Genomic DNA, 21712 nt, shown 5'->3' with positions numbered 1-21712 from the left:
GGAGACGTATGGCTGACTCGCACGACTGGGTGGAGCTGTGGCGGCGAGTTGCAGAAGTGGACGCCCAGGGCAGCCGACGCTTGATCGGTGATGTGTGCGGCGGGCTCGATCTGGTCACCGACTGGGGGGACCGGACGATCCCGACGAAATCATTGCGCTCGCGATTGCCGGGGCCAAGTCGGCAGAGTCCACCGCTGCGGGCCTTGGCCTGGAGTGGGCGCTGTACACCCCGCAGCAGGCCGCTGTCGTCGGCCTTGTATGCGCAGATCGACGCGGCCGGATCAGCGTTGGAGAACCTGGCCGGGTATCTGCATGTCATGGACGCGCGTCACGACGTCGTCCTGCCGGAGTTCAACGACTCTGAGACGCCGAACCTCAACAACGCCGAAATGTCGATGGGATGTGCCGGCGAGGAGGCACGTGCCGCCACGTGTGATGCGGAGACGGCGGTGCGCATCCTGGCTGAGACTCCGTATCTGGGACGACAGCCAAAGGACGCCCACGAGACCATCATCGCGGTGGCAGACCTGCTCGGGGAACAAGCAACGCTGATCACCGAACACCATGTTCACGACGAGGCGGAACTGCGCGAGAACTACGGCGACGGCTTCGGTTGTGGCTGCGTCGTCCGGATCACGGACAGCACGGGATCAGCTTGGGAGTTCCAGCGGGGTGACAGCTCCTGGAACCTGTGGCGACGCGCCGATGTTGACGGCAGCGGCATTCTGGGGAACTGGATCGAGCTGGACGCCGGTGACGCGCGCGCCCATCCCGGGCACGTAGTTTCCTTGATCGAGCAGGAGATCGCCTAGAAGACTGCTGAAAATCTCGGTTCTGGCTCCGGCTCGGTGGAGTTGGGGCCAGTCTTGTATGCATGCAGGGGGAATGGGGCGGGGAGATGGTCGGGCCGGATGTGTGGGAGACCTGCCGGGAGTTGATCCCGGCTGGCAGTGTGTTCGCGTTCCTGGCCGAACATCGCGAGGTGCTGTTCCCGCCGGGGATGTTCTCGGACATGTATCCGTCGTCCAACGGCCGTCCGAGTCTGCCGCCGCAGGTCCTGGCCGCGACGGTGGTGCTGCAGAGCCTGCACGGGCTGTCGGACTTCGAGACGGTCCAGGAACTGCGGTGTGACCTGCGCTGGAAGGCGGCCTGCGGGCTCGGGCTGTACGACACCGCTTTCGATCCCTCGCTGCTGACGTACTTCCGGCGCCGTTTGCGTCGCTCGGCCGATCCGGTGCGGGTCTTCACCAAGGTCAAAGAGGTCGTGGCCGCGACCGGGGTGCTCAAGGGCAGGCAGCGGCGGGCGCTGGATTCCACCGTGCTGGACGACGCGGTGGCCACCCAGGACACCGTCACCCAGATCATCTCCGCGATCCGCCGGGTGATCCGCGAGGTCCCCGGGGCCGGGGAGACCGCGGCGCGGTGGTGCCACGCGCACGACTACACCGACCCGGGCAAGCCGAGGATCGCCTGGGACGACGAGGCTGCCCGCGCCGCGCTGGTCGATGCGCTGGTCACCGACGCGGTCAACCTGCTCGGGCACCTGCCCGAGCAGAACCTGGGCGAGAAGGGGGCGAACGCGGTCGGCCTGCTGGCCCTGGTCGCGGGCCAGGATGTGGAGCCGGCCGAGGACTCCGACGGGCGCGACGGGCGCTGGCGCGTCGCGAAGCGCACGGTGGCGGACCGGACCGTGTCCACCGTCGATGCGGACGCACGCCACATCCACAAGAACCGCACCCGTCACCAGGACGGCTTCAAAGGGCATGCGTCCTTCGAGCCGGAGAGCGGCCTGTTCACCGCTGTCGCCCTGACCAGCGGCTACGGTCCCGGCAATCACGAGGCCGCCGTGGCCGGCGATCTGCTGGCCGACGAGGACGGCGAGTTAACCGTGCTCGGCGACTCTGCCTACGGCACCGGCGACCTGCGCGCACAACTGCAGGCCGACGGCCACACCCTGGTGATCAAACCGCCACCGCTGCGGCAGGCCGTCCCCGGCGGGTTCACCATCGACGACTTCCACATCGACCAGGCCGCGGGCACCGCAACCTGCCCGGCCGGACACACCGCCAACCTCGGCCAGACCAAAGCCGACGGCGCCCGCACCGCCCAGTTCAAGCGCGCATGCACCAGCTGCCCCCTGCGAGAGCGCTGCACCACCTCCAAGACCGGACGCACCCTCAACGTCCACCCGCAGTACGAACTGCTGGCCGCCGCCCGCCACCAGGCCGCCACCGACGCCGGATGGCAGGACGAATACCGCCGATGGCGGCCACCCGTCGAACGCGCCATCGCCTGGCTCGTCGCCAAGGGCAACCGCCGGGTTCCCTACCGAGGCGTCATCGCCAACAACATCTGGCTCCACCACCGCGCCGCCGCTCTCAACCTCCGCCGACTCATCAACCTCGGACTCACCCGCACCAACACCACCTGGCACCTCACCCCCGCCACCGCATGGCGGAAAGGGCCACCCGGCCCACAGCCGGACAGCCCCAACAACAAGATTTTCAGCAGTCTTCTAGGCGCAGCTCGACGGCCGAGCTCATCCTCGGCGCCGTTGCGTTTCTGCTCGCCCAGGAACCCAGTTCCCCGGCTCCCCTGAACGTCAACTTCAAGATGCTGGCGACATGCAGGCGCCGGATCGAGATCGAGCCAACTCGCTTGAGAGCACGGCGAGATGGTGATCGTTCCTGGAACGATCGGCCCTGTCAGCTGTCTGAACTGGAGGGTGGAGTCGTTGCTGGTTCCTCGCGTGTACCAACCGGACTCGTTCGCGCAGTTCCTCGAAAGCCGGATGAACATGACGCCGGAGCTGGAGGCCACCCGACTCAGTACGGAGCAGGTCGCCGACGTGGCGCTGCTGGCCGTGGCGCATGCGGACTCCTACGCCGGCACAGCCCGGCTCATCTCGTTGATGGCGAGTCTTCCGGTGCCCAGTGATGAACCGCGCGACTTCTGGTTCGAGCTGTGGCAAGCGGCGGACGATCCGGTCCTGCTGCCCGGCAACCTGCGCGGTCAGCTGCTGCGCGCCGTGGACGGCGACGGCACCGCCCTGGCCGATCAGCTCCTGCATGTGATCGCGGAGATGAGCACCGAGCAGCGGTCGGCGGCCGCCGAGGTGATCGGCCAAGCCATCGGCACCGAGCACCTCGGCGGCTACAAGTCCGACTACATCGGCGAATTGTGGCTGCGCGACGTTGAGAGCGCGGCCTGGCAGGTCCTGCACGCCTACCGCGGCCGGCGAACGTGGGAGGACCAGCAGGAGTTCGTCCGTGCATGGCAGCACGCCTGAACCGTCCAGTGGGAAGGAGATCATGACAGAGCCGAACCGCACCTACCACGGTGTGCAGCCCACCCATGACGACGACGGGGCAGTGCCGCATCCTGGTGGAGAAGACGAAGTTGGGGCCCACCGAGCGGCAGGTGGACGGGCTCGTGCTGTACGAGCTCACTCCGAAGGATGCCGAGGCGCTGGGCGGGTTCAACTGGGCTACAGCGGTTCGGGCCCCGCCCGGGCAGCCGACGCGATCCTCGCTGATGCCCTGGACCTTGGCGACCCCTGGGACTCCGGTTTTGAAGGCTGGCCCCTTGACCCCGTGCTGCAGGCCTTGAGCGTCGACTTCGCCTCCGACGTGCTGGTCCAGTGCTGCGGTCGGTGGCGCCTCAGCCGCGCCGGCGTCCTGCGCTGGTGCCGCGGCTGGTTCGCGCAGCAAGGCATCGACGCCCTGCCCGCTGCCCTGGCCGAGCTCCCTGAACTGGCCAGCAGCCGCCTGTGACGGTCGGCCGCACGGCGGACCGTGGGGAGCGGGTCCGCCGTGACCACGGGGCCTTCTTGTGGCCCTGTGACCACGGCAAGATCGTGGAGACGACTGTAGGGGGAGGTGCGGTGTGGCGAAGCCGAAGAAGAAGCGGGGCGTGCGGATCCCGTTCGTTACGGACGACCGCGGGGAGAAGTTCGGCCGCGACGCGATCGACGTCAAGCCGCACCCGCCGTACGTGGAACCGCTCAAGCGCTTCGAGTGCGGCGTCGACGTCCACGTCCGGCACGGCAACGCCGATGACCCGGACTCCAAGTCGTCGCACTACGTCAAGAACCCCGGCAAGGACCACGGCCCGCGCTGCCCGTACGACCTGGAGCGCCGCGGCAAGGAGCTCGTGGACGGCAGCACAGTGGTCCGCAAGGGCGGCCAGTGGCGGCTGATCTGCCCGCCCATCGGGCGCCCCGGAGCCCGGGGCGCCGGCACGAAGCCCTCAGGTCCGCCGGCCGGCGGCCGCGCCTCCGGGGCGGGCGCGGTAAAGACGAGCGAGAAGGCGGGGCAGGCGATCGCATCCGCGCGGCGGATCGTGCGGCTCCTGGAGGCTTTCGAGCAGGATCCGGACACGGTCGCCGAGTTCGCCGCCACCGTTCCCGGCCCCTTCGGGCTCTGGGATGGAGCCAGGCCGGCACTGTCACGGCAGCTGTAGTTCCGGCGTCTGTGCTGGTCAGTGCCTCGCAGGGGCGGGTGAGGACATGAGTACGGCCACCGCGATCATGAACGTTTGTGACGACGTATCAGGACGCGGTGGCCGTGGAAGCCACGATAGCCGAGCAGGTGTGGAGCGAGACGTTCGGGAGGGCCATGGGGGCGGTCGCGGGCTGCTTCGCGCGGCGTGAGGCGCGGGCGACGGCGGCGGAGTTGGTCGTGGGGCTGCTGCTGGAGGTGGACACGCGCAGCTGCTGGACGCTCGGGCAGGCGCTGGGGCACCCGGGCCCGCACCGGCTGCAGCATCTGCTGTCACGCGCCCGCTTTGACCACGAACGGGCCCGGGCAGAGATCGCCCGCCTGGTGGCCGATGAACTCGCCGGGCAGGACGTGATGTTGGTGGTGGACGAGACGGGCGATGCAAAGTCCTCCACGGACTGCGTGGGGGCGGGGCGGCAGTACTCGGGTGCGATCGGCGGTGTCGGTCTGTGTCAGGTGGCGGTGCATCTGGCGGCGGTCACGGCGACAGTGAAGGTGATCATCGATCGGGCCCTGTATCTCCCGGCGGACTGGGCCGCGGACGAGGAACGCCGCGAGGTGACCGGGGTGCCGGAGGAGATCGTGTTCGCGACGAAACCGCAGCAGGCGCTGGCCATGGTCACCGACGCACTCGCCACGGGGATCGAGGCACGCTGGTTCGCGGGCGACGAGGTGTACTGCGGGCGCGAACTGCGCCGGGGTGTGCGGTCGTTGGGGATCGGCTACACGGTTGGCATCGCCGCCACGTGCCAGGTCACCGACGGAGCGGGCCGCCGGTGGGAGGCCCGCAAACTGATCAACAAGGTGCGGCCCGGACAGTGGATGCGCCGGCAGACCGGACACGGCACCAAGGGCACCCGCGAGTACGACTGGGCCTGGCTCGACGTCCGCCACGACGACGCTCCCGACGAGAACGAGAACCGGGCGGGGACGAGCGTTCTGGTCGCGCGTCGGCACCGCTACACCGGCGAGGTGTCCTACTTCCGCTGCTGGGCTCCCGGTGACGTCTCGCTCGGCACGCTCGTGGAAGTGATCTCCCGCAGGTGGCGGATCGAGGAGACCTTCCAACTCGCCAAGGGCTTCACCGGACTCGACCAGGGTCAAGTGACCTGCTGGAACTCCTGGATGCGCTGGTCACTGTTCTCCCTGATCGCCGCCGCTGTCCTCGCCCTTACGGCCGCCACCGTCCACGAGGCCACCGAGGAGCGGCCCGAGCTTGTCCCGCTGACCTGCCCCGAACTCATCCGTCTCCTGCGGGCCCTCACACTGCCCCCACCAGTCCGCGATCGCGATCACGTCCTGTACTGGACCGCCTGGCGCCGCCACCACCAAGCCATCGCGACAGCCTGCCACCAGCAACGACACCGCCATCACGACCAGCCGTGATCAAGAACTACAGCTGCCGTGACGGTACGCCGACCTTGGGGCGAGTGTTTTCGACAGGGTGTTTCGGAGCCACTCGGGCAGCGAGATCGGGAGCCGCTGTTTGGACATCGGAATTGAGAGCCACGTCTCCTGACCTGGTGTGACATGCTGCCGTTGGCGTAATCGGCTCGTGGGGCCGGTTGGCCGCGTCAGGCTGTGCGGATTGACAGTCGTATCAGGAGCCCGTGTGTACCGATCACGTGATTGGGTCTTCGAGCGGATCCGTCAAAGGCGGGTGCGGCTGTGACGGCAGGAGAGTCGCAGCCCGAAAAGGGTGAGGTGGACCGGTCGGAAGGATTCGGTGAGCGGCTGCTGGGGGTGCTGCTGGAGCGGGCCCACGAGATGCCACCGCATCTGATCGCCCCGCTGATCGTGGAAGTGGTGGGCCGGGTCGGGGGCCGTGACGTCTCGGTCCTCCTGCAGGACTACGAACAGCTGATGCTGGTGCCGCTGCCGGGCAGGCGGCTGACCGTCGGTGAGCACGCGCCGATCGATGGCTCCCCCGCCGGCACGGCCTTCCGGAGCGGGGCCCGCGTCGAGGTGCCGCAGGCAGACGGTGTGCGGATGTACCTGCCGTTGCTGGACGGCAGCGACCAGGTGGGGGTGCTGGCGCTCACCCTGGACACCGTCGACGACGACGACCGGCGGCTGCTGCACCGACTGGCTGACCTGGCCGCCCACATGCTGGTCACCAAGAACAGCTACACCGACCAGTTCACCCAGACCCGACGGCGCGAGCCGATGAGCGTGGCCGCGGAGATCCAGTGGTCCCTCCTGCCCCCGCTGTCGATGTCCACCCCGCAGGTCGCGGTGGCCGGCATCCTCGAACCCGCCTACGAGGTCGCCGGCGACAGCTTCGACTACTCCCTCAACGACGACATCCTGCACGTCGCCACGGTCGACGCGATGGGCCACGGCCTGGATGCCGCCACCATGGCGACCGTCGCCATCGGCGCCTACCGGCACGCCCGACGCACCGAGGTCGGGCTGTCCGGGATCTACGCGTTCATGGACCGGGCCATCGCCGGGCAGTTCGGGCCCGAGCACTTCGTCACCGCACAGATGATGCGCCTGAACGTTGCCACAGGCCACCTGCAATGGGTCAACGCCGGCCACCCCGCGCCGCTGCTGATTCGCAACGAACAGGTCGTCCGGCAACTGCACAGCCCCACCACCTTGCCGGTCGGTTTCGGCGGCGACGAGCCCCAGCTCAGCGAGCAGACGCTCCAGGTCGGCGACCGGGTGCTGTGCTTCACCGACGGCCTGATCGAGGAGCACGATGCCCGCGGCGGGCAGTTCGGCGAGGAGCAACTCATCGCCTGCGTCAACCGCATCGAGCACGCCGAGGAAGGGGTTCGGGCGGTCGTGCGCTCCCTCTCCCACACCCTGATCCAGGAGCGGGGCGGGATCACCAGCGACGACGCGACCCTCTTCCTGATCGAGTGGCGCGGGGGCGCCGCCGACCACCTTGCCACCCTGGAATGAGCCGATACCGCCCGACTGGTGGTGCGGCCGTTGGCGGTGAGATCTGGCATGTCACGCGAGAAAACCGCGAGGGATCTATCGTCAAGGTATGAGCGTGTTCATCAAGCTGGTGGAGAACCGACCCCCCAAGGAATACGCGGCGCTGGCGGCCGCAGATATCTCCTACGACGACATCACCGAGGGTGAGTCGCCCGCCACGTACGAGTACGACCTGCTTCCGAGCGGCGCATTGCGGATCCTCAGGATGACCAAAGGCGAAGCCGCTGTCGTCGAATCGATCTACGCTCCCGGACTCTGGTTCCGTGTCCAGGGGCAATGCCGCGGTAATGCGGAATAGCAAGCACTCTATCGGCGACGCCGGACGCTGCCAGCTGCTGAGCCCGGTCGGTCGGTGCTTGAAGTCCGAGCAGAATGTGCTCATGCTTCGCGACAGACTACGGAATCACGTCGGAAGCTACCTGCAGGTGTAGCGTGGATTGTGGGTTGCGCACTCTCACGTGTTGCGCCTGAAAGGACGGCCCCGGCGGTTTCACCGGGGCCGTTTCGAGCATCACGACGCTGAGCGTGCTGGCGCGGTCACACGGGCGCCATGGCCGCCCTCGGAGTCCCAGACCGCTTCTCGGGCCTGGTCGGCTTCTGTCACGATCCGTTGGAATTCGGCCCTCTCCAGCAGATCACTCGGCGTGTGGCTGCGCAGCGGTCCGGTAGCCGCGGTCATCAGCCAGGCGGCGATGGCCGGATCCGTCTGCGGCGGAATCACCAGCAGGTCCCAGCGGCCGACGGCGTAGGAGAGCAGCAACAGCTTGTGGGGGTCTTGCTCGGCCTTGAACCAGCCGACGCTCACCACGTGCCCATCAACGGGCACCTTCCGTGGGATGACCGGCCATAGGGTCGGGTTCACCGTGACATGCGTGATGCGTCCCCAAAGGGGATCCAGCACCGCAGTCAACGCAGCAAGTTCCGCCGCCAGGTCGCGGGAGCGGGGCCACCAGGCACCGTCCAGAAGAGCACCAGGTGTGTCCGTTGAGGCGAGCGCGAGACGCAGCGGCAGCGAAAAGGTCCGCTCCTCGACCGCCGACGTATACAGAAATGGCCGCGGTCATGACGCGGACCTGTCCCCGGGCCGGTGTACACCGGCCCGGTGTTGTGAATCGCCGAGAACGACAGGAGCTTAGAAACTCTTATGCGAAATGTTCCCGGTAATTTCAGGATACTCTCGGATACAGCCCGCCGGACGGTTTCGGGGCGACGAATATCAGGACGTTTTGACGGGTCTTCGAATTGAGCGGTGCACTCGGCTGGAGGTGCTGACCTGTCGTCACGATGGTGAGAGTCGTGGTGGTTGTCAGCGTCCGAATACAGAGTGCCTTTTCCAAGCTAGCGGCGCTGACCGCGAGTTGGACGGTCCTGCGTAACGACGAAGCTCCTGGTAGACGGGTTCTTGACCAAGATCACCAGTTTCCGCCAGGAGCTTCGCGTGCTTGTCTATCCGTCGTCGATCCAGGGGCATTGCGTGTTCGCGATCGGTCCGGTTCGCCGGTCTCGCGTGTGACGTGACGTCATGTTCCGGTACCAGGTGGGATGTTCCCGGGAAGCAGTACAGGCACGGCGCTGGTGATCATGTGGTTGTCGAGACCCATGAGAACCGAGCGAGACCGTGCCTGCCCGAACATCATCTCCCATGCCCGCCAGGCTGGACCAACTGGCCCTCCCGAACCTCCGCGTCACCCAGCAGGACGCCGCCGACCTGCGTCGCTTCCTGATCTGGGTGCCCGATCCACGCGGCCTGCGAGGACGGCGCTATCCCATGCTCCCGCTGCTTTGTGCGGCCGCCGCCGCAGTCCTGGCCGGCGCCCGCTCCCTCGTCGCGATCGGCGAATGGATAACGGACGCCCCGCAGTCCGCCCTGAGGCTCCTCGGCTTCCCGGCCGACCCGCTCACCGGCATCCGGCCGGTGCCGCACGCGGCCACGGTCCGCCGCCTGCTCCAACGCGTCGACGGCGATGCCCTCGACGCGGCCATCGGCGCATACCTGAAGGCCCGAACGCCATCGTCACAGCTGTCCGAGCCGCCGCCGAAGCCGTCGTTGCGGGCGATCGCGACCGACACCCCGGCCCGGCGTTCCGCGACGATCACCGAAGTCAAATTCCTGCGGGCCTCGATCACCGCGTCCTCCGCCGCACGCAACTGAGTCACCGCACGCTTGAGTACATCCTCTTCACCCGTCACACCGGTCATCGTCCCAGGAGCCATCCGAGGGACGAAAAGTCATACCGCACCAGGACATGAGCTGTCCGCCCACCAAGCGATCACCTGTCCGCTCACCCGGACGGACCGCTGTCCGTGGACATGAGGCAGGAGCCATGGGGCCCCTGCCGCCTGGGGCGCGAGCATGCAGCCTCGTCCTGCCTGTCACGGGGACGGCGTCACCACCCCGCTTGCGTTGACGGTGAAGCGACCGTTCTTCGCGGAGTTGAAGGTGCCGTTCTTGATCCACTCGATCATCGCCGCCTGGACCGTGGCATGGGGGCCGGCCCAGCGGCGGCCGGGGCGCCCACCGTAAGGCGTTCCTGATAGCGGGGTGCAGCGCGGGCCGGAGCACCCCTCCCACAGAATCGCGTGGCTCGCGCACTGCACCTGCACCTGCACCTTGTTCGCTGTGCCAAGACTGTTGTAGAGCGCCGTTGCGTCGGTCGGTGTCGCGAGAGGCGTCCTGTCCTCAAGGCCGTTGATGACCAGTGAGGGTGTGGTCTGCTGCTGCGCGACGGCGGCGTTCCAGCCGTAGCTGGAGAAGGTCGGCGCGTGGCTGACGCCGGTCGGATGGTCGCGGTCCCCTCCCCATGTGCTGCCCAGGCGGTCTTCCTCCATGAGCTGCGTCCAGAGCTGTTGCTGACTGCTGGGGACGATGTGGCCGGTGCAGGCAGCGTCCCGTTCGGGGGCCATCGCCCAGGTCGAGTCGCTGTCCGATCGGGTGGTGAGGTTCGTCGGGAAGGACGTGAAGCCCGTCGCCGGTGTCACCTCCTCGGTCGGTGTGCCGAAGATCGATTCTGCGAACACGGCGCGGTTGACCTTCGCGATGACAGCGGCGCTGCCGGGAAGCACCGGGTTGGCCGCGTACAGGGTCCGGCCGACGTGCTGCCCGCCGAGCGAGTAGCCGACCAACGTGACCTTGCCGTCCGTCGGCCTGGACCGCGCGATCGCGTCATCGATGACCTGTCGGATGTCGCGTACCCACAAGTCGATGCGTCCGAAGCGATAGTTGCTGGAGTGCGCGCGCCGCTGCCCGTCGAGCGGATTATTGAGGAGCAGTGTTCCCTGCTGGTCGAGGCGGAAGAAGGGAAGGTTGCTGCGGTCGCATCCCTCGGGGTAGGGGCAGGAGCCGTCTGGGAGGTTTGGCCTGAGGCTTGCGTTGCCGGGATCGTCGAGTCCATGGCGGAACCGCGTCGAGCGGGCGTAGCCGAGCAGGCTTGGGGCGAAGGTGTCAATTCCCGCCTGGGCGAGGGTTCGCTGCATGCTGAGCGTCCCACCTCCGGGGGCGGGGTGTCGCATGTCGAACACCGGCGTGCCAGGGAGGTTGCGGCCATGGACCAGCATTGCAGCCCTGTTGGGAACATTCCGGCACTTGCCGTGGACGTAGACAGGCCGGACGCGGTGAACTTGGATCCTCGCCGGGCGGCGGTCGAACTGCGGGTCAGGCATCAGGCCAGGCGGCAGCGTGAAATGCAGGAAGTAGTCCTGGGCTCGGCTGCCGGTCGGTGTCGTGTCGCAGTGCGAGGCGGCGGACTCGACGCTGCCGACGGCCATCGCGCCACTGGAACCGAAGGAACCCGTGATCAGTCCGAGGGACAGCACGAGCAGCCATCGCTTCCGTGTCACCGATCTTCCGCGCCGCCCGGCGAGGGAGGCTGGGGTCGCCCTCAGGCCTCGCCCGCGCAGCGACCACTTCGATCGCTTGGGGGGGCACGCCCATCGGGCGCGGGCTCAGGTGGCTCGGGACGGTGACGCATCGCATCTCCTGTGGGCTGCTGCATGTCGGTACGGCACGGATGCCCTCGGGCCATATTGACCGCGACATGCCCTTCCCCAGCGACTGACACGGCAGCTGTAGTTCTTGATCACGGCTGGTCGTGACGGCGGTGTCGTTGCTGGTGGCACGCTGTCGCAACGGCTTGGTGGCGGCGGCGCCAGGCGGTCCAGTGCAGGACGTGATCCCGGTCGCGGACTGGTGGGGGCAGTGTGAGGGCCCGCAGGAGACGGATGAGTTCGGGGCAGGTCAGCGGGACGAGTTCAGGCTGCTCCTCGGTGGCCTCGTGGACGGCGGCGGTCGTAAGGGCGAGGACAGCGGCGGCAATCAGGGAGAACAGTGACCAGCGCATCCAGGAGTTCCAGCAGGTCACCTGACCCTGGTCGAGTCCGGTGAAACCCTTGGCGAGTTGGAAGGTCTCCTCGATCCGCCACCTGCGGGAGATCACTTGGACCAGTGTGCCCAGCGAGACGTTGCCGGGAGTCCAGCAGCGGAAGTAGGACACCTCGCCGGTGTAACGGTGCCGCCGCGCGACCAGCACACTCGTCCCGGCCCCTACACCGGCTGCGTTCTCGTTCTCGTTCTCGGCGGGAGCATCGTCGGGACGGACATCGAGCCAGGCCCAGTCGTACTCGCGGGTGCCCTTCGTGCCGTGTCCGGTCTGCCTTCGCATCCACTGCCCGGGCCGCACCTTGTTGATCAGTTTGCGGGCCTCCCACCGACGGCCGGACCCGTCGGTGACCTGATATGTAGCGGCGATCCCGACCGTGTAGCCGAGTCCCAACGCCCGTACCCCCTGGCGCAGTTCGCGTCCGCAGTGCACCTCGTCGCCCGCGAACCAGCGGGCCTCGATCCCGGCCGCGAGCGCATCGGCGACCATGGTCAACGCCTGCTGCGGCTTCGTCGCGAACCCGATCTCCTCCGGCACCCCGGTCGCTCCGCGGCGTTCCTCGTCCGCGGCCCAGTCCGCCGGGAGATACAGGGCCCGATCGATGATCACCTTCGTCGTCGCGGTGACCACCGCCAAATGCACCGCCACCTGGCACAGTCCCACGCCGCCGATCGCACCGGAGTACTGCCGGCCGGCGCCCACACAGTCCGTGGACGACTTTGCGTCGCCCGTCTCGTCCACGACCAATCACCACGTCCTGCCCGGCGAGTTCGTCGACGGCAAGACCGTGCGCGGCTCCCGCACCACCACGGCCACCGCGATCCAGCTGCTTGCCGCGATGGACCACCACGGCGTGGTCCTGGCCCAGCGGCAGATCACCTCCAAGAGCAACGAGATCCCCTCCTTCCAGCCCCTGTTGGACACCATCGATCTGGAGAACACCGTGCTGACCACAGACGCCCTGCACACCCAGCACGCCCACGGCGCCTACCTCCGCATGCGCGGCGCCCACTACCTGGCCGTCGTCAAGAAGAACCATCCCGCTCTGTATGCGCAAGTCAGGAAGCTGCCGTGGGCCGACATCCCGCTGGAGCACCGCACCCGCGACAAGGCCCACCACCGCGTGGAGATCCGCCAGCTCAAGGTCGCAGCCTTCCGCCACCTCGACTATCCCGGCGCCCGCCAGGCCATCCAAGTCGTCCGATGGCGCAGGGAATTGAGTACCGGCAAGCTCACCATCGAGCGGGTCTACGTGATCACCAGCCTGGACATCTACGACGCCACCCCGGCCCAGCTCGCCGCCTGGATCAGAGGCCACTGGGGCATCGAGAACCTCCTGCACCACGTCCGTGACCGCACCTTCCGCGAGGACGACTCCAAGGTCCGCACCGGCCACCTGCCCCGCACCATGGCCGGCCTGCGCAACCTCGCCGTCAGCCTCTTCCGCCAGAACGGCGAGACCAACATCGCCGCCGCCCTCCGCCACACCAGCCGCGACTACCACCGCCCGCTGTCAGCCCTCGGCCTCACATGACCAACCCGGACAGATCGCGATCATGCAATGGCCCTGGTCGTCGATCGATCTGTCCACCCGCACCCTGCGGTTCCTGACCGGGCAACTGACAGCCAGGCGCAAAGAGATCGGCACGCGGTGGCGGCGGCTTCCGCCAGCACGCCAGGCCCTGCTGGCCCTGGCCCACCTGCGGTGCGGTGACACCTACGCCCAGCTCGCGGCCGGGTTCGGCATCGGGATCGCGACCGTCTTCCGCTACATACGCGAGGCCGTCGACATCCTGGCCACCCTCCAAGGCGTATCAGGGCGCCGGTGGCTCGATCCGGGTACCCTTCCGCGGCCGTCGCCTCAAGCGGTGGCAGCGCCGGCACAACAGCACACACGCCAAGATCCGCTGCCTCGGCGAGCAGGCCATGGCCACCCTCAAGGGCTGGCGCCTCCTACGGAAACTCCGGTGCAGCACGAACCGCATCACCAACTTCGTGAAGGCCGTCCTCATCCTTCACCACGCATCAACGTGAGGTTGGAAAAGGCTCACCGCCGATCCCGCCCGAGCTGGAGATCGTGCTCAAGCGGATGCGGTTCCCGTACTTGCGCAGGGCAGCCCCCGAAGTCCTCGCGACCGCCCGCTCGCAACGCTGGGACCGGCCGAGGTGATGCGGATCCTGCTGGAAGCGGAGATCAAGGGCCGCGACGAGGCCACCCGCCGCAACCACCGCAAGCAGGCCCAACTCCCCTCCGGCAAGACCTTCGAGTCCTGGAAGGAGGAGGACTCCTCAATCCCGGTCCCGACCCAGCACGCGCTGATGACACTGGAGTGGATCTCCCGCGCGGAGAACTTGGCCTGCGCGGGCCCGTCCGGCACGGGGAAAAGTCACCTGGCGGAAGCACTCGCGAACAAGGCGATCGACCAGGGCATGAAGGTGTCCTGGTTCACCCTGGAATCGTTGACCGCCCACCTCGGCAGAGCGACCGTCGACAACACGGTCCCCAAGGCCGTCGCGAAGATCACCCGGTCCGATCTCATCGTCGTCGACGACATCGGCATGCTGCCTAGCGGGCAGGCCGCCGCCGAGGCGTTCTACCGCGTGATCGACGCCGCATACGAACGCCGGTCCGTGATCGTGACCTCGAATCTGCATCCCTCAGGATTCGATTCGATCATGCCGAAGACCCTGGCCACCGCCGCTGTCGACCGGCTCCTGCACCACGCGCACATCGTCCTCACCGAGGGCTCCTCGCTGCGGCTGACCCAGGCCACCACCGGCCAGGGCGTCCAGCCTCTCGACCCCGCCGGCTGACCTACAGACCGGTGACGCTCAACAGGTTGCGTATGTCGATCACGGTCTTGCCCGTCCTCGCGGCGAGGTCCGCCACCGACCAATCACCAGGCGGGTGATCTCCTTCCGGGCCTCCTCGTGGTCGAACCGGGCACGGGACAGCAGGTGCTGCAGCCGGTGCGGCCCCGGGTGTCCCAGCGCCTGCGCGAGCGTCCAGCAGTTCCGCGTGTCCACTTCCAGCAACAGTCCAGCGACCAACTCCGCCGCTGTCGTGCGCGTCTCGCATCGCGCGAAGCAGCCCGAGACCACCGCCATCGCCCTCCCGAACGTCTGGCCCCACGCCCGCTAATTGCATACCCAAGGACGGAATTTCCTGCATTGCACGCCGGCGGACGCCTCGACGACGACGCCGCCCTGGTCGCGATCCGCCGCACGACCGCTCTGCATCCGAGCCGTCGCCACGGGAGGATCATCCATGGCGGCGGGTTCCGCCACGGCTCCGCAACAGGCCAATGAGCAGGCGCGCCAACTCAAGCGCTCACTCGCCAGGTGAAGCGCCCGACCACAGGGACGTGTTCGTCCCAGGGCGACCGATGTGTCCGTTTGTTCCAGCAATGCTGGGACAGCGACCCTCTGTTTTCCCTGGTGGAAGGAACCGGCTGGGACGTTGAGAGGCTGGGACATGCATGGTCAGGGCTTCGGCGATGCCGAAGAATTTCCCGACGCCGCGATGTGGCCGAGTGGACCGCCGGCGCCGGCATCTTAAAATGCGACGTGGCTATCGAACTTCCTGACGAACTGATCGAACTGGAACGCGCTGCCTGGACGGAGATCCAGGAGGGGCGGCTGACGGTGGCCACGGCGCTCGCCGTGCAGCAGGCCATCGGCCGGTTCCAGGAAGAGTCGGGGGAGTCGCGGTTCGACGTCGAGATGGCGTTGAAGCGCGCGGTGCGTCACCCCGAGCCTGACACTGCGGCGGCCTGACGAGCGCGGGGGGCCGCTACGCCTCGCCGTCTGGCCAGGCCTTCAACTCGGTCCATGTGGCGTCCGCTGCCTGCTCCCTCCGCCAGTGCGATGCGGCGCTCGCAGCGCTGTAGCTGCCGATCCACGATCGGAACTTGCGCTCCGCCGTCGCGATGTTCGACCACCGGCCATCCATCACCGTGCGGCCCGCGGTCGTCGTGAGCGTGAGGCGGTAGCGGCGGTCACCCGCGGGAGCACTCCGCTTCGGTGAGTGGGGCGGTGAGGAGCGCGGCCTCGATGCCGGCGTGCCGTACCGCGTCGCGAAGGCTGGCCAGCACCTGAGACTCGGGCGCGCGCGTCGCGGCCGTCTTGGTGGTGGCGATCATGTGGGGCGTGCACGTGTCGATCCAGCGCGAGCCGGTCTGGGGGACTTCGACGATGCGGGTGGTCGTCGCGGGCCGGCCGCAGGCGACGCACGGCTGAGGGGTGTGGCTGATCCGGGCGAAGGCCTCCGCTCCGCTGGTTGTGGCCGGAGCGGGCGGGAGCTGGCGGGGGTCGACGTTCAAGATCCGCAGCGTGCTGCTGGCGTCCATCGCTGCTCCGTTCTGTTCGCCCCCTGGCTGCGGTGGTCAGCGAGCAGTCATAGTATCGAACACATGAACGACTCCGGTGCTCCGACACGCCTCGACCTGCTGCGCTTCCTGGAGCGTGTGCAGGTCGGAGACCTGGACCGCACCCGCCGATGGATCGCCGCCGAGGAACGCCGCGAGACGGAACGCCAACGTGGCGCGCAGGTCCAGCCGCCGACCCTTGACTGGCTGATCGAGATGGGCCTCGATGGCCGCGACCCCGTGTACGTTCACGTCGGCGGCTGTCACATGGCGGGCAAACGATCACGCGGCGTCGACCGAGATCAGGCTATCCGCGCGGTGACCGAAGGTGTCGACGCCTGCCCCCACTGCAGACCCGACACAGAGCTCGGGCTGCTCGACTAGCAGGACGAGAGCACAATCAACCAGATGCGTGGATTGCCGGTCGTTTCGTTGACGGGCCGTGCGGGCTGATCATATTGATCGTTGATTGGGTATGGAGATCACCGACCGCACCCCCGTTCGCGCCGAGCTCCTCGGCGCATACTGGCTCGACTCACCCGTCCTCAACGGCGAAGCTTGCTGTTGTGCGGCCCAGGCTGTCGGGCTGGAGACCGGCCGGACGAGCATGCTGCGGCCGGTGATGCTGACTGCAGCGGTAGCCCTCGTCGCGCTCGTATGCGTGGTCGCCTTCATCTCTCGCTAGGCGCTGCGCTGTGGCTTCTTCGCCAGCGACTTCCTGTTGGCCTTCTTCGCCGTGGTCTTCTTGGCGGCCGTCTTCTTCGCGGCGGCCTTCTCGGCCACGGTCTTCTTCGGCAGCTCATGCACGGTCGCGCCCTCGCCGCGGGATGCCTTCGCCTTCTGCACGGACTCTTGGACCATGAGGTCGACGACCGCCCCGGCCGGCGCCTCTTCCTCCGCCGCGTGCGACGGCTCTTTGCCCTTCTGTTTGGCGGTGATCAGGTCGGAGATCGCCTCCGTGTACCGGTCGACGGCGACGTCCTTGGGGATGTCGTCGGTGGCCAGTGCGTCCATGAGGGCAAGGGCCTTGCCGATCTCGTCCTCGGTGAGCTCGACCGGACCCGGGGCCAGGCTCTGGGGGGAGCGGATCTCGTCGGGCCAGCGCATCGCGTGCAGGATGATCGCGTTGTCTTTGATGCGGAGCAGGCCGAGCCGTTCGCGGCCGTGCCACGCGAACTTCGCCACGCGGCCTTCGAGTTTCGCTCGAGGGCGGTCCGGAGCAGCGTGTAGGGCTTGTTCGCCACCTGGCCGTCTGGCTCGAGGAAGTACCCCTGGCCGATACGGATGGGATCGATGGACTGCCCGCTGTCCGCGACCGTCGGAGCCGCGAGCTCCTCGCGCTTGCCGCTGCGCGCCGCGAAGGCTGTGAAGCGGCGGCTCAAGGAGGTCGAGGAACTGCCGGAGGAGGTGCAGGAGATGGTGCGCCGGGCGTACGACATCGGCCTTCGCATCAACTCGGAGCTGGGGGTGGAGGAACGACGGGAGTCGCAGGCGAAGCGGTACGCCCGGATCAAGCGGAGCCGGCGGATCCAGGCGCGCGCAGCGAACCGGGCGCCGACCCGGAGGTCGTCGACCGGGTGCTGCGGCAGTGCCGATCGTCAGCCCCGGCCGATGCGCGGCGCGCGGCCGTTGCGTTCGATCACGTGGTCCGGGAGGGCGGACGCCGCCTCGTCGGAGGCGATCAGGGCCGTCGCCGTGTTGATGCGGGGCAGCGCGTAGGGGTGCTGCTCGGCCAGCCAGCGGACCAGCTGTTCACGGACCGTGACCCGCACCGTCCAGATGTCGTCCGCGTCCTTGGCCGTGACCAGGGCGCGGACCTCGATCGTGCTGGGGGTGGTGGCGGTGACGGCCAGGCCCCAGTCGCGGCCGTCCCAGGCGGCGCACTCGCGCAGGGTGTCGTGCAGTCGCTCGCTCATCTGCGGGACCGGCGCGCTGTGGTCGAGGTGGAAGAAGACGGTGCCGGTCATCTGGGCGCCGCCGCGCGACCAATTCTCGAACGGCTTCGACGTGAAGTACGACACCGGCATCGTGATCCGGCGCTCGTCCCAGGTGCGTACAGCGAGGAAGGTGAGCGTGATCTCCTCGACGGTGCCCCATTCGCCGTCCACGACGACCGTGTCGCCGATCCGCACCATGTCGCCGAACGCGATCTGCAGTCCCGCGAAGAGGTTGCCGAGCGTGGACTGGGCGGCGACACCGGCGACGATGCCGAGGACACCGGCGGAGGCGAGCAGCGAGGCGCCCGCGGTCCGGAACGCGGGGAATGTCAAGAGCATCGCGGCCACCGCCACCACGCCGACGATCGCGATCACGACCCGCTGGATCAGCGTGACCTGGGTGCGCACCCGGCGGACCCGGGCCGGATCGCGATGGGTGGTGGCATAACGGGCGTAGGACGACTCGACGATCGCGGCCGCGATCCGCGCGACGAGCCAGGCGGTCGCACCGATGAGGACGAGACTGAGGGTCTGTCCGATCCCCGCGGAGTGATCCTCGGCGATCTTCGCCTGGTCGTACGACCCTCTCAACAGGGCCGTGCAGAGCACGAATTGGAGGGGTAGTCGGCAGCGGCGCAGCAGGCCCCACAGCGGGGTCTCGTGATGCCGGCGGTCGGCGCGCTGCAGCAGACGGTCGACGGCCCACCCCACCAGCAGGGTAAGCACGACCGAGCCACCGACGACGATCAGTGGGCGCAGTACGTTCTCCATGACTCGACGGTAACCGGGATCGGCCACCTCTAACTAACCACCGAAGGGGGCCTCGTGCCGATCAGCCTTGCCCAACTCAGCGCGACTCACGCTGTCCTGCAGCGCCGTGCTCGACGAGTCCTCGACTCTTTTGCGAGGCAGGGCGACCGGCATCGGATTCGAGCGGAACCTTGAGATCGTGCAGAGCGAACGCGACCCCGGATCAGGATCACACTGAACCCATGCCGATAGAATGTCAGGACGCCTTGCCAGACGCCCCGGTGGCGCGGCGCGTACGTGTCTTCTGCTGCGGTATCCGTGCTGACGGCCGGCGCAGGTCGGTGAACACCGGGGCGTCGACGGCTGGAAGCCAGTCCCTATGTTCTGGCGTCAGCGCGGCCTCCATCTGTCAGCGGTCGCACAATTCCCCACTTCCGAGGACTTGAGCGTCAGGTAATTCCCCATCCTCGCGGTCACGACTCCCCATGGGGACGCGGGGCATGAACGTGCCGAGGCTACCCGCGATTTCTCCTGGTTCGAACGTGTTGCAACTTGTGGGTGAAGCGGTGCATGTGGGGGTCGAGCAGCTCCTCCGACTCCTGGAGTACCTGCTCGTCGGTCAGCCAGCGGATTGCATCGAACTCGCCACCAACGCGGACACTGACTACCCGAAACTGAGTCCCCATCACACAGAAGACCGATCATTGGTCGAGCCAGATGAGGGTGTCGGCGAGGGCGATGGCGGTGAGGTCGCGGTGTCCGGCGGGCCAGGGCCCGGTCACGTGGCGGGCAGCGGTCGGTTCCCATGCGGGTGCAGGCGGTCGGTGAGGAAGGCAAGGATCTCGTCGCGGGCCCGGACGGTGGGGTGGCCGGCCTCGTCGACGAGATGGGCGGTGACGACGCTGTGCGGGGTGCCGACCAGATCGGCGAAGAAGGGCGGCGGAGCCGGGTTGGCGGCGCTGTCCGGGAGGACACGCCCGTCGAAGGCGTCGCCCAGTAGCGATCGGTAGGCGGCGAAGCGCTGCCCCGTGCACCAGCGATCGCCCTCGAAGCGGTAGGCGAGGACGGTGAGTCCGTCGCGGTCGAGCCGGTCGCGCACCGCGCGCGCGTCCGCCGCGTCGAGTTCGAGTCCGCCGGGGTCGTCGAGCGGCAGCGACGGGTGGTTGACCACCGGGGCGATCACCGCCGGCTCCAGGGCCATGGTGAGGGCGAAATTGCCGGTGAAGCACAGGCCGATCGCACCCACCCCTGGCCCACCGCACGCGGTGTGGGCCTGGCGCGCCAGGCCGCGTAGCCAGACTGTCACCGGGCTGGTGCCGCCCCCGGCGAAGGCGCGGAATTCGGCGCCGACACAAGCGCGGCGGACGACCTCCCGGCCGCCCTCGACCGTGGGGAAGGCGCCGTCCGTCCCGAACAGGGAGGGCACATGGACGGTGAAGCCCGCGTCCCGCACCCAGCGCGCGAGCCGCAAGACGTCGGGACTGATGCCCGGCATCTCCGGCAGCACCACGACCGCAGGCCCGACCCCGGCGACGTACACCGTCTTCTCCACCCCCTCCACGGCCACGCTGCGGCGGGTGAAGTCGGTGATCGGATCGTCGAAGCTCATGGGGCCAGCCTGGCCCCGGAGCCGGCCGCCGGGTGAGGAGCGGGATCGCCAAGGACAGGGGTAATCTCGCCACACGCGAGGAAGGCGAGCGATACGCGGTCGGCGACACGGGGCCAGGGAAACCAGGGGGTACGGGAGGAGCGATGGCCGAGGCGACGCGGCAGGCAAAGGAGCGTGCGGGTCCGGGCGCCGGGCCGGATGCGCTGCGGGTCGGGGTCCTGGCGTACCCGGACTGCTTCGCGTCCGAAGTATTCGGCGTCCCCGACCTGATGACGATGGCCGGGCACGTCGCCGGACCGGACGCGCCCGGCTACCGGGTGTCGGTCATCTCGCCCCGCCGCCGGGTCACCGCCTCGGGCGGCGCGAGGCTGGACGTGCGTCCCGTGCGCGAGGTCGACGTCCTCGTGGTCCCCGGCTTCGAACTGCGCCCGGACACGGACCTCGACGCGCGGCTCGCCCGGCTCGCCCCCGAGATCGCGGCGATCCGCGCGCAGGCCGCCGCCGGCACCGCCGTCGTCTCCCTCTGCGTCGGCGCGTTCCTGCTCGCCGAGGCTGGGCTCCTCGACCGGCGCCGGGCCACCACCTCCTGGCTGCACGCCGGCGAACTGGCCAGGCGCTGCCCGAACGCCGACGTGCGGCCCGAGCACCTGGTCGTCACAGACACGGGGGTGACGACCACGGCCGCCTTCAGCGCCATGTACGACTTCGCGCTGGACCTGATCCGCCGACACAACGGCGCTCGGGTGGCCCGCAACACCGCACGATTGGCGCTGGTCGACGACGCGCGAACTTCCCAGACCCCGTACGTCGACCCGCGACTCCTCCCGCAGCCCGGCGGGGAGTTCTCCCAGCGCGTCATGCGGCGGCTCGACCAGAACCTCGCCGAGCGGTACGACCTCGCCACGCTCGCGGACGCCTTCCGGGTCAGCACCCGCACGCTGCTGCGCCGCTTCTCCGAAGAGGCCGGACGCAGCCCGCTGGCCCATCTGCAGGCTTCCCGGGTCCGCCGCGCCCGCCATCTGCTGGAGACCACCGACCGCACCGTCGCCGCCGTCGCCGCGGCCGTCGGCTACCAGGACCCTGGTACCTTCGCTGCCCTCTTCGCCCGCCACACCGGCCACCGCCCGAGCGCGTACCGCGCCGCCTTCCGCCGCACGGCCCAGGCGTCCGCCCAAGACGGCGGCGCCTAGGTTCTGCCTCTTGGTCAGCGTTGTGCCCAGATGAG

21 protein-coding genes and 3 pseudogenes are annotated in these 21712 nt (G+C 68.5%); 17 read left to right on the top strand and 7 right to left on the bottom strand.

Annotated features, from left to right (window positions below; genetic code table 11):
- The first annotated feature begins 8 nt into the window (after positions 1-8).
- The 8 genes and pseudogenes from OG456_RS38295 to OG456_RS38260 all read left to right on the top strand — a co-directional run bounded on the left by OG456_RS38295 (position 9) and on the right by OG456_RS38260 (position 7746).
- Positions 9-812 (top strand): hypothetical protein, encoded by an 804-nt coding sequence (locus tag OG456_RS38295; RefSeq protein WP_266569728.1) that lies wholly within the window; start codon positions 9-11, stop codon positions 810-812.
- 62 nt (positions 813-874) lie between these two features.
- Positions 875-2437: pseudogene (locus OG456_RS38290) on the top strand (IS1182 family transposase); the annotation flags it as partial.
- Between the two features lie 312 nt (positions 2438-2749).
- Positions 2750-3289 (top strand): hypothetical protein, encoded by a 540-nt coding sequence (locus OG456_RS38285; RefSeq protein ID WP_266569727.1) that lies wholly within the window; start codon positions 2750-2752, stop codon positions 3287-3289.
- 304 nt (positions 3290-3593) lie between these two features.
- Positions 3594-3773 carry a hypothetical protein gene (locus OG456_RS38280; protein ID WP_266569726.1) on the top strand — a complete coding sequence of 60 codons (180 nt, stop codon included), beginning with the start codon at positions 3594-3596 and terminating at the stop codon, positions 3771-3773.
- Positions 3774-3885: 112 nt separating this feature from the next.
- Complete coding sequence (locus OG456_RS38275; protein ID WP_266569725.1) at positions 3886-4461, top strand: hypothetical protein; 576 nt, start codon at positions 3886-3888, stop codon at positions 4459-4461.
- Between the two features lie 77 nt (positions 4462-4538).
- Positions 4539-5885 carry an IS701 family transposase gene (locus OG456_RS38270; RefSeq protein ID WP_266569724.1) on the top strand — a complete coding sequence of 449 codons (1347 nt, stop codon included), beginning with the start codon at positions 4539-4541 and terminating at the stop codon, positions 5883-5885.
- A 282-nt stretch (positions 5886-6167) separates the two neighbouring features.
- Complete coding sequence (locus tag OG456_RS38265; protein WP_266569723.1) at positions 6168-7409, top strand: PP2C family protein-serine/threonine phosphatase; 1242 nt, start codon at positions 6168-6170, stop codon at positions 7407-7409.
- A gap of 88 nt (positions 7410-7497) precedes the next feature.
- Positions 7498-7746: a hypothetical protein gene (locus tag OG456_RS38260; protein ID WP_266569722.1), complete on the top strand. Its 249-nt coding sequence runs from the start codon at positions 7498-7500 to the stop codon at positions 7744-7746.
- Between the two features lie 213 nt (positions 7747-7959).
- Here OG456_RS38260 and OG456_RS38255 read toward each other — a convergent pair whose 3' ends face one another.
- Positions 7960-8496, bottom strand: coding sequence for a DUF5994 family protein (locus OG456_RS38255; RefSeq protein WP_266570724.1), 537 nt, complete (start codon positions 8494-8496; stop codon positions 7960-7962).
- 594 nt (positions 8497-9090) lie between these two features.
- On the opposite strand from OG456_RS38255, the gene OG456_RS38250 reads away from it, so the two are divergent.
- Positions 9091-9600, top strand: a complete 510-nt coding sequence (locus OG456_RS38250; protein WP_266569721.1) for a transposase family protein — start codon at positions 9091-9093, stop codon at positions 9598-9600.
- A 221-nt stretch (positions 9601-9821) separates the two neighbouring features.
- On the opposite strand, the gene OG456_RS38245 is transcribed toward OG456_RS38250, so the two are convergent.
- Both OG456_RS38245 and OG456_RS38240 read right to left on the bottom strand, forming a co-directional pair.
- Complete coding sequence (locus OG456_RS38245) at positions 9822-11285, bottom strand: hypothetical protein (RefSeq protein ID WP_266569720.1); 1464 nt, start codon at positions 11283-11285, stop codon at positions 9822-9824.
- A 239-nt stretch (positions 11286-11524) separates the two neighbouring features.
- A complete protein-coding gene (locus tag OG456_RS38240; RefSeq protein ID WP_266569719.1) occupies positions 11525-12565 on the bottom strand; it encodes an IS701 family transposase in 1041 nt (346 codons plus the stop codon).
- Here OG456_RS38240 and OG456_RS38235 point away from each other — a divergent pair.
- The 4 genes and pseudogenes from OG456_RS38235 to OG456_RS38215 all read left to right on the top strand — a co-directional run bounded on the left by OG456_RS38235 (position 12534) and on the right by OG456_RS38215 (position 15601).
- A complete protein-coding gene (locus OG456_RS38235; protein ID WP_266569718.1) occupies positions 12534-13358 on the top strand; it encodes an ISAs1 family transposase in 825 nt (274 codons plus the stop codon). The two genes, OG456_RS38240 and OG456_RS38235, sit on opposite strands and share 32 nt — an antisense overlap.
- A 19-nt stretch (positions 13359-13377) precedes the next feature.
- Positions 13378-13858 (top strand): annotated as a pseudogene (locus OG456_RS38230) (transposase family protein).
- Positions 13859-13993: 135 nt separating this feature from the next.
- Positions 13994-14638, top strand: coding sequence for an IS21-like element helper ATPase IstB (istB, locus tag OG456_RS38225; RefSeq protein WP_266569717.1), 645 nt, complete (start codon positions 13994-13996; stop codon positions 14636-14638).
- Between the two features lie 711 nt (positions 14639-15349).
- Positions 15350-15601, top strand: a complete 252-nt coding sequence (locus OG456_RS38215) for a hypothetical protein (RefSeq protein ID WP_266569715.1) — start codon at positions 15350-15352, stop codon at positions 15599-15601.
- Between the two features lie 221 nt (positions 15602-15822).
- On the opposite strand, the gene OG456_RS38210 is transcribed toward OG456_RS38215, so the two are convergent.
- The gene (locus OG456_RS38210; RefSeq protein ID WP_266569714.1) at positions 15823-16173 is read right to left on the bottom strand and encodes a hypothetical protein; all 351 of its coding nucleotides are present in this window, start codon (positions 16171-16173) and stop codon (positions 15823-15825) included.
- 63 nt (positions 16174-16236) lie between these two features.
- Here OG456_RS38210 and OG456_RS38205 point away from each other — a divergent pair, with 63 nt between their 5' ends.
- Entirely contained in the window at positions 16237-16575 is a 339-nt protein-coding gene (locus OG456_RS38205; RefSeq protein ID WP_266569713.1) for a DUF6233 domain-containing protein, read from the top strand.
- A gap of 91 nt (positions 16576-16666) precedes the next feature.
- The gene (locus OG456_RS38200; RefSeq protein WP_266569712.1) at positions 16667-16876 is read left to right on the top strand and encodes a hypothetical protein; all 210 of its coding nucleotides are present in this window, start codon (positions 16667-16669) and stop codon (positions 16874-16876) included.
- Here the strand turns inward: OG456_RS38200 and OG456_RS38195 are convergent.
- Positions 16873-17376, bottom strand: a complete 504-nt coding sequence (locus OG456_RS38195; protein WP_266569711.1) for a hypothetical protein — start codon at positions 17374-17376, stop codon at positions 16873-16875. The two genes, OG456_RS38200 and OG456_RS38195, sit on opposite strands and share 4 nt — an antisense overlap.
- Before the next feature lie 156 nt (positions 17377-17532).
- Between OG456_RS38195 and OG456_RS38190 the strand changes: the two are divergent.
- Positions 17533-17777, top strand: a pseudogene (locus OG456_RS38190) (Na+/H+ antiporter); the annotation flags it as partial.
- 12 nt (positions 17778-17789) lie between these two features.
- Here the strand turns inward: OG456_RS38190 and OG456_RS38185 are convergent.
- Positions 17790-18899 carry a mechanosensitive ion channel family protein gene (locus tag OG456_RS38185; protein ID WP_266569710.1) on the bottom strand — a complete coding sequence of 370 codons (1110 nt, stop codon included), beginning with the start codon at positions 18897-18899 and terminating at the stop codon, positions 17790-17792.
- 757 nt (positions 18900-19656) lie between these two features.
- A complete protein-coding gene (locus tag OG456_RS38180) occupies positions 19657-20487 on the bottom strand; it encodes a dienelactone hydrolase family protein (RefSeq protein ID WP_266569709.1) in 831 nt (276 codons plus the stop codon).
- Positions 20488-20630: 143 nt separating this feature from the next.
- On the opposite strand from OG456_RS38180, the gene OG456_RS38175 reads away from it, so the two are divergent.
- Positions 20631-21677 (top strand): GlxA family transcriptional regulator, encoded by a 1047-nt coding sequence (locus OG456_RS38175; RefSeq protein WP_266569708.1) that lies wholly within the window; start codon positions 20631-20633, stop codon positions 21675-21677.
- Positions 21678-21712 lie beyond the last annotated feature (35 nt).

The sequence above is a fragment of the Streptomyces sp. NBC_01446 genome (genome assembly GCF_026340095.1).
Taxonomy (GTDB): Bacteria; Actinomycetota; Actinomycetes; order Streptomycetales; family Streptomycetaceae; genus Streptomyces; species Streptomyces aureus.
The sequence above is the reverse complement of the archived record's forward strand: the minus strand, read 5'-3'. Positions and strand labels throughout refer to the sequence as shown.

Coding starts and splice junctions, on each gene's coding strand:
- OG456_RS38295 (WP_266569728.1), top strand. CDS start 9: ATGGCTGACTCGCACGACTGGGTGGAGCTGTGGCGGCGAGTTGCAGAA.
- OG456_RS38260 (WP_266569722.1), top strand. CDS start 7,498: ATGAGCGTGTTCATCAAGCTGGTGGAGAACCGACCCCCCAAGGAATAC.
- OG456_RS38250 (WP_266569721.1), top strand. CDS start 9,091: ATGCCCGCCAGGCTGGACCAACTGGCCCTCCCGAACCTCCGCGTCACC.
- istB (WP_266569717.1), top strand. CDS start 13,994: ATGCGGATCCTGCTGGAAGCGGAGATCAAGGGCCGCGACGAGGCCACC.
- OG456_RS38210 (WP_266569714.1), bottom strand. CDS start 16,173: ATGGACGCCAGCAGCACGCTGCGGATCTTGAACGTCGACCCCCGCCAG.
- OG456_RS38205 (WP_266569713.1), top strand. CDS start 16,237: ATGAACGACTCCGGTGCTCCGACACGCCTCGACCTGCTGCGCTTCCTG.
- OG456_RS38200 (WP_266569712.1), top strand. CDS start 16,667: ATGGAGATCACCGACCGCACCCCCGTTCGCGCCGAGCTCCTCGGCGCA.
- OG456_RS38185 (WP_266569710.1), bottom strand. CDS start 18,899: ATGGAGAACGTACTGCGCCCACTGATCGTCGTCGGTGGCTCGGTCGTG.
- OG456_RS38180 (WP_266569709.1), bottom strand. CDS start 20,487: ATGAGCTTCGACGATCCGATCACCGACTTCACCCGCCGCAGCGTGGCC.
- OG456_RS38175 (WP_266569708.1), top strand. CDS start 20,631: ATGGCCGAGGCGACGCGGCAGGCAAAGGAGCGTGCGGGTCCGGGCGCC.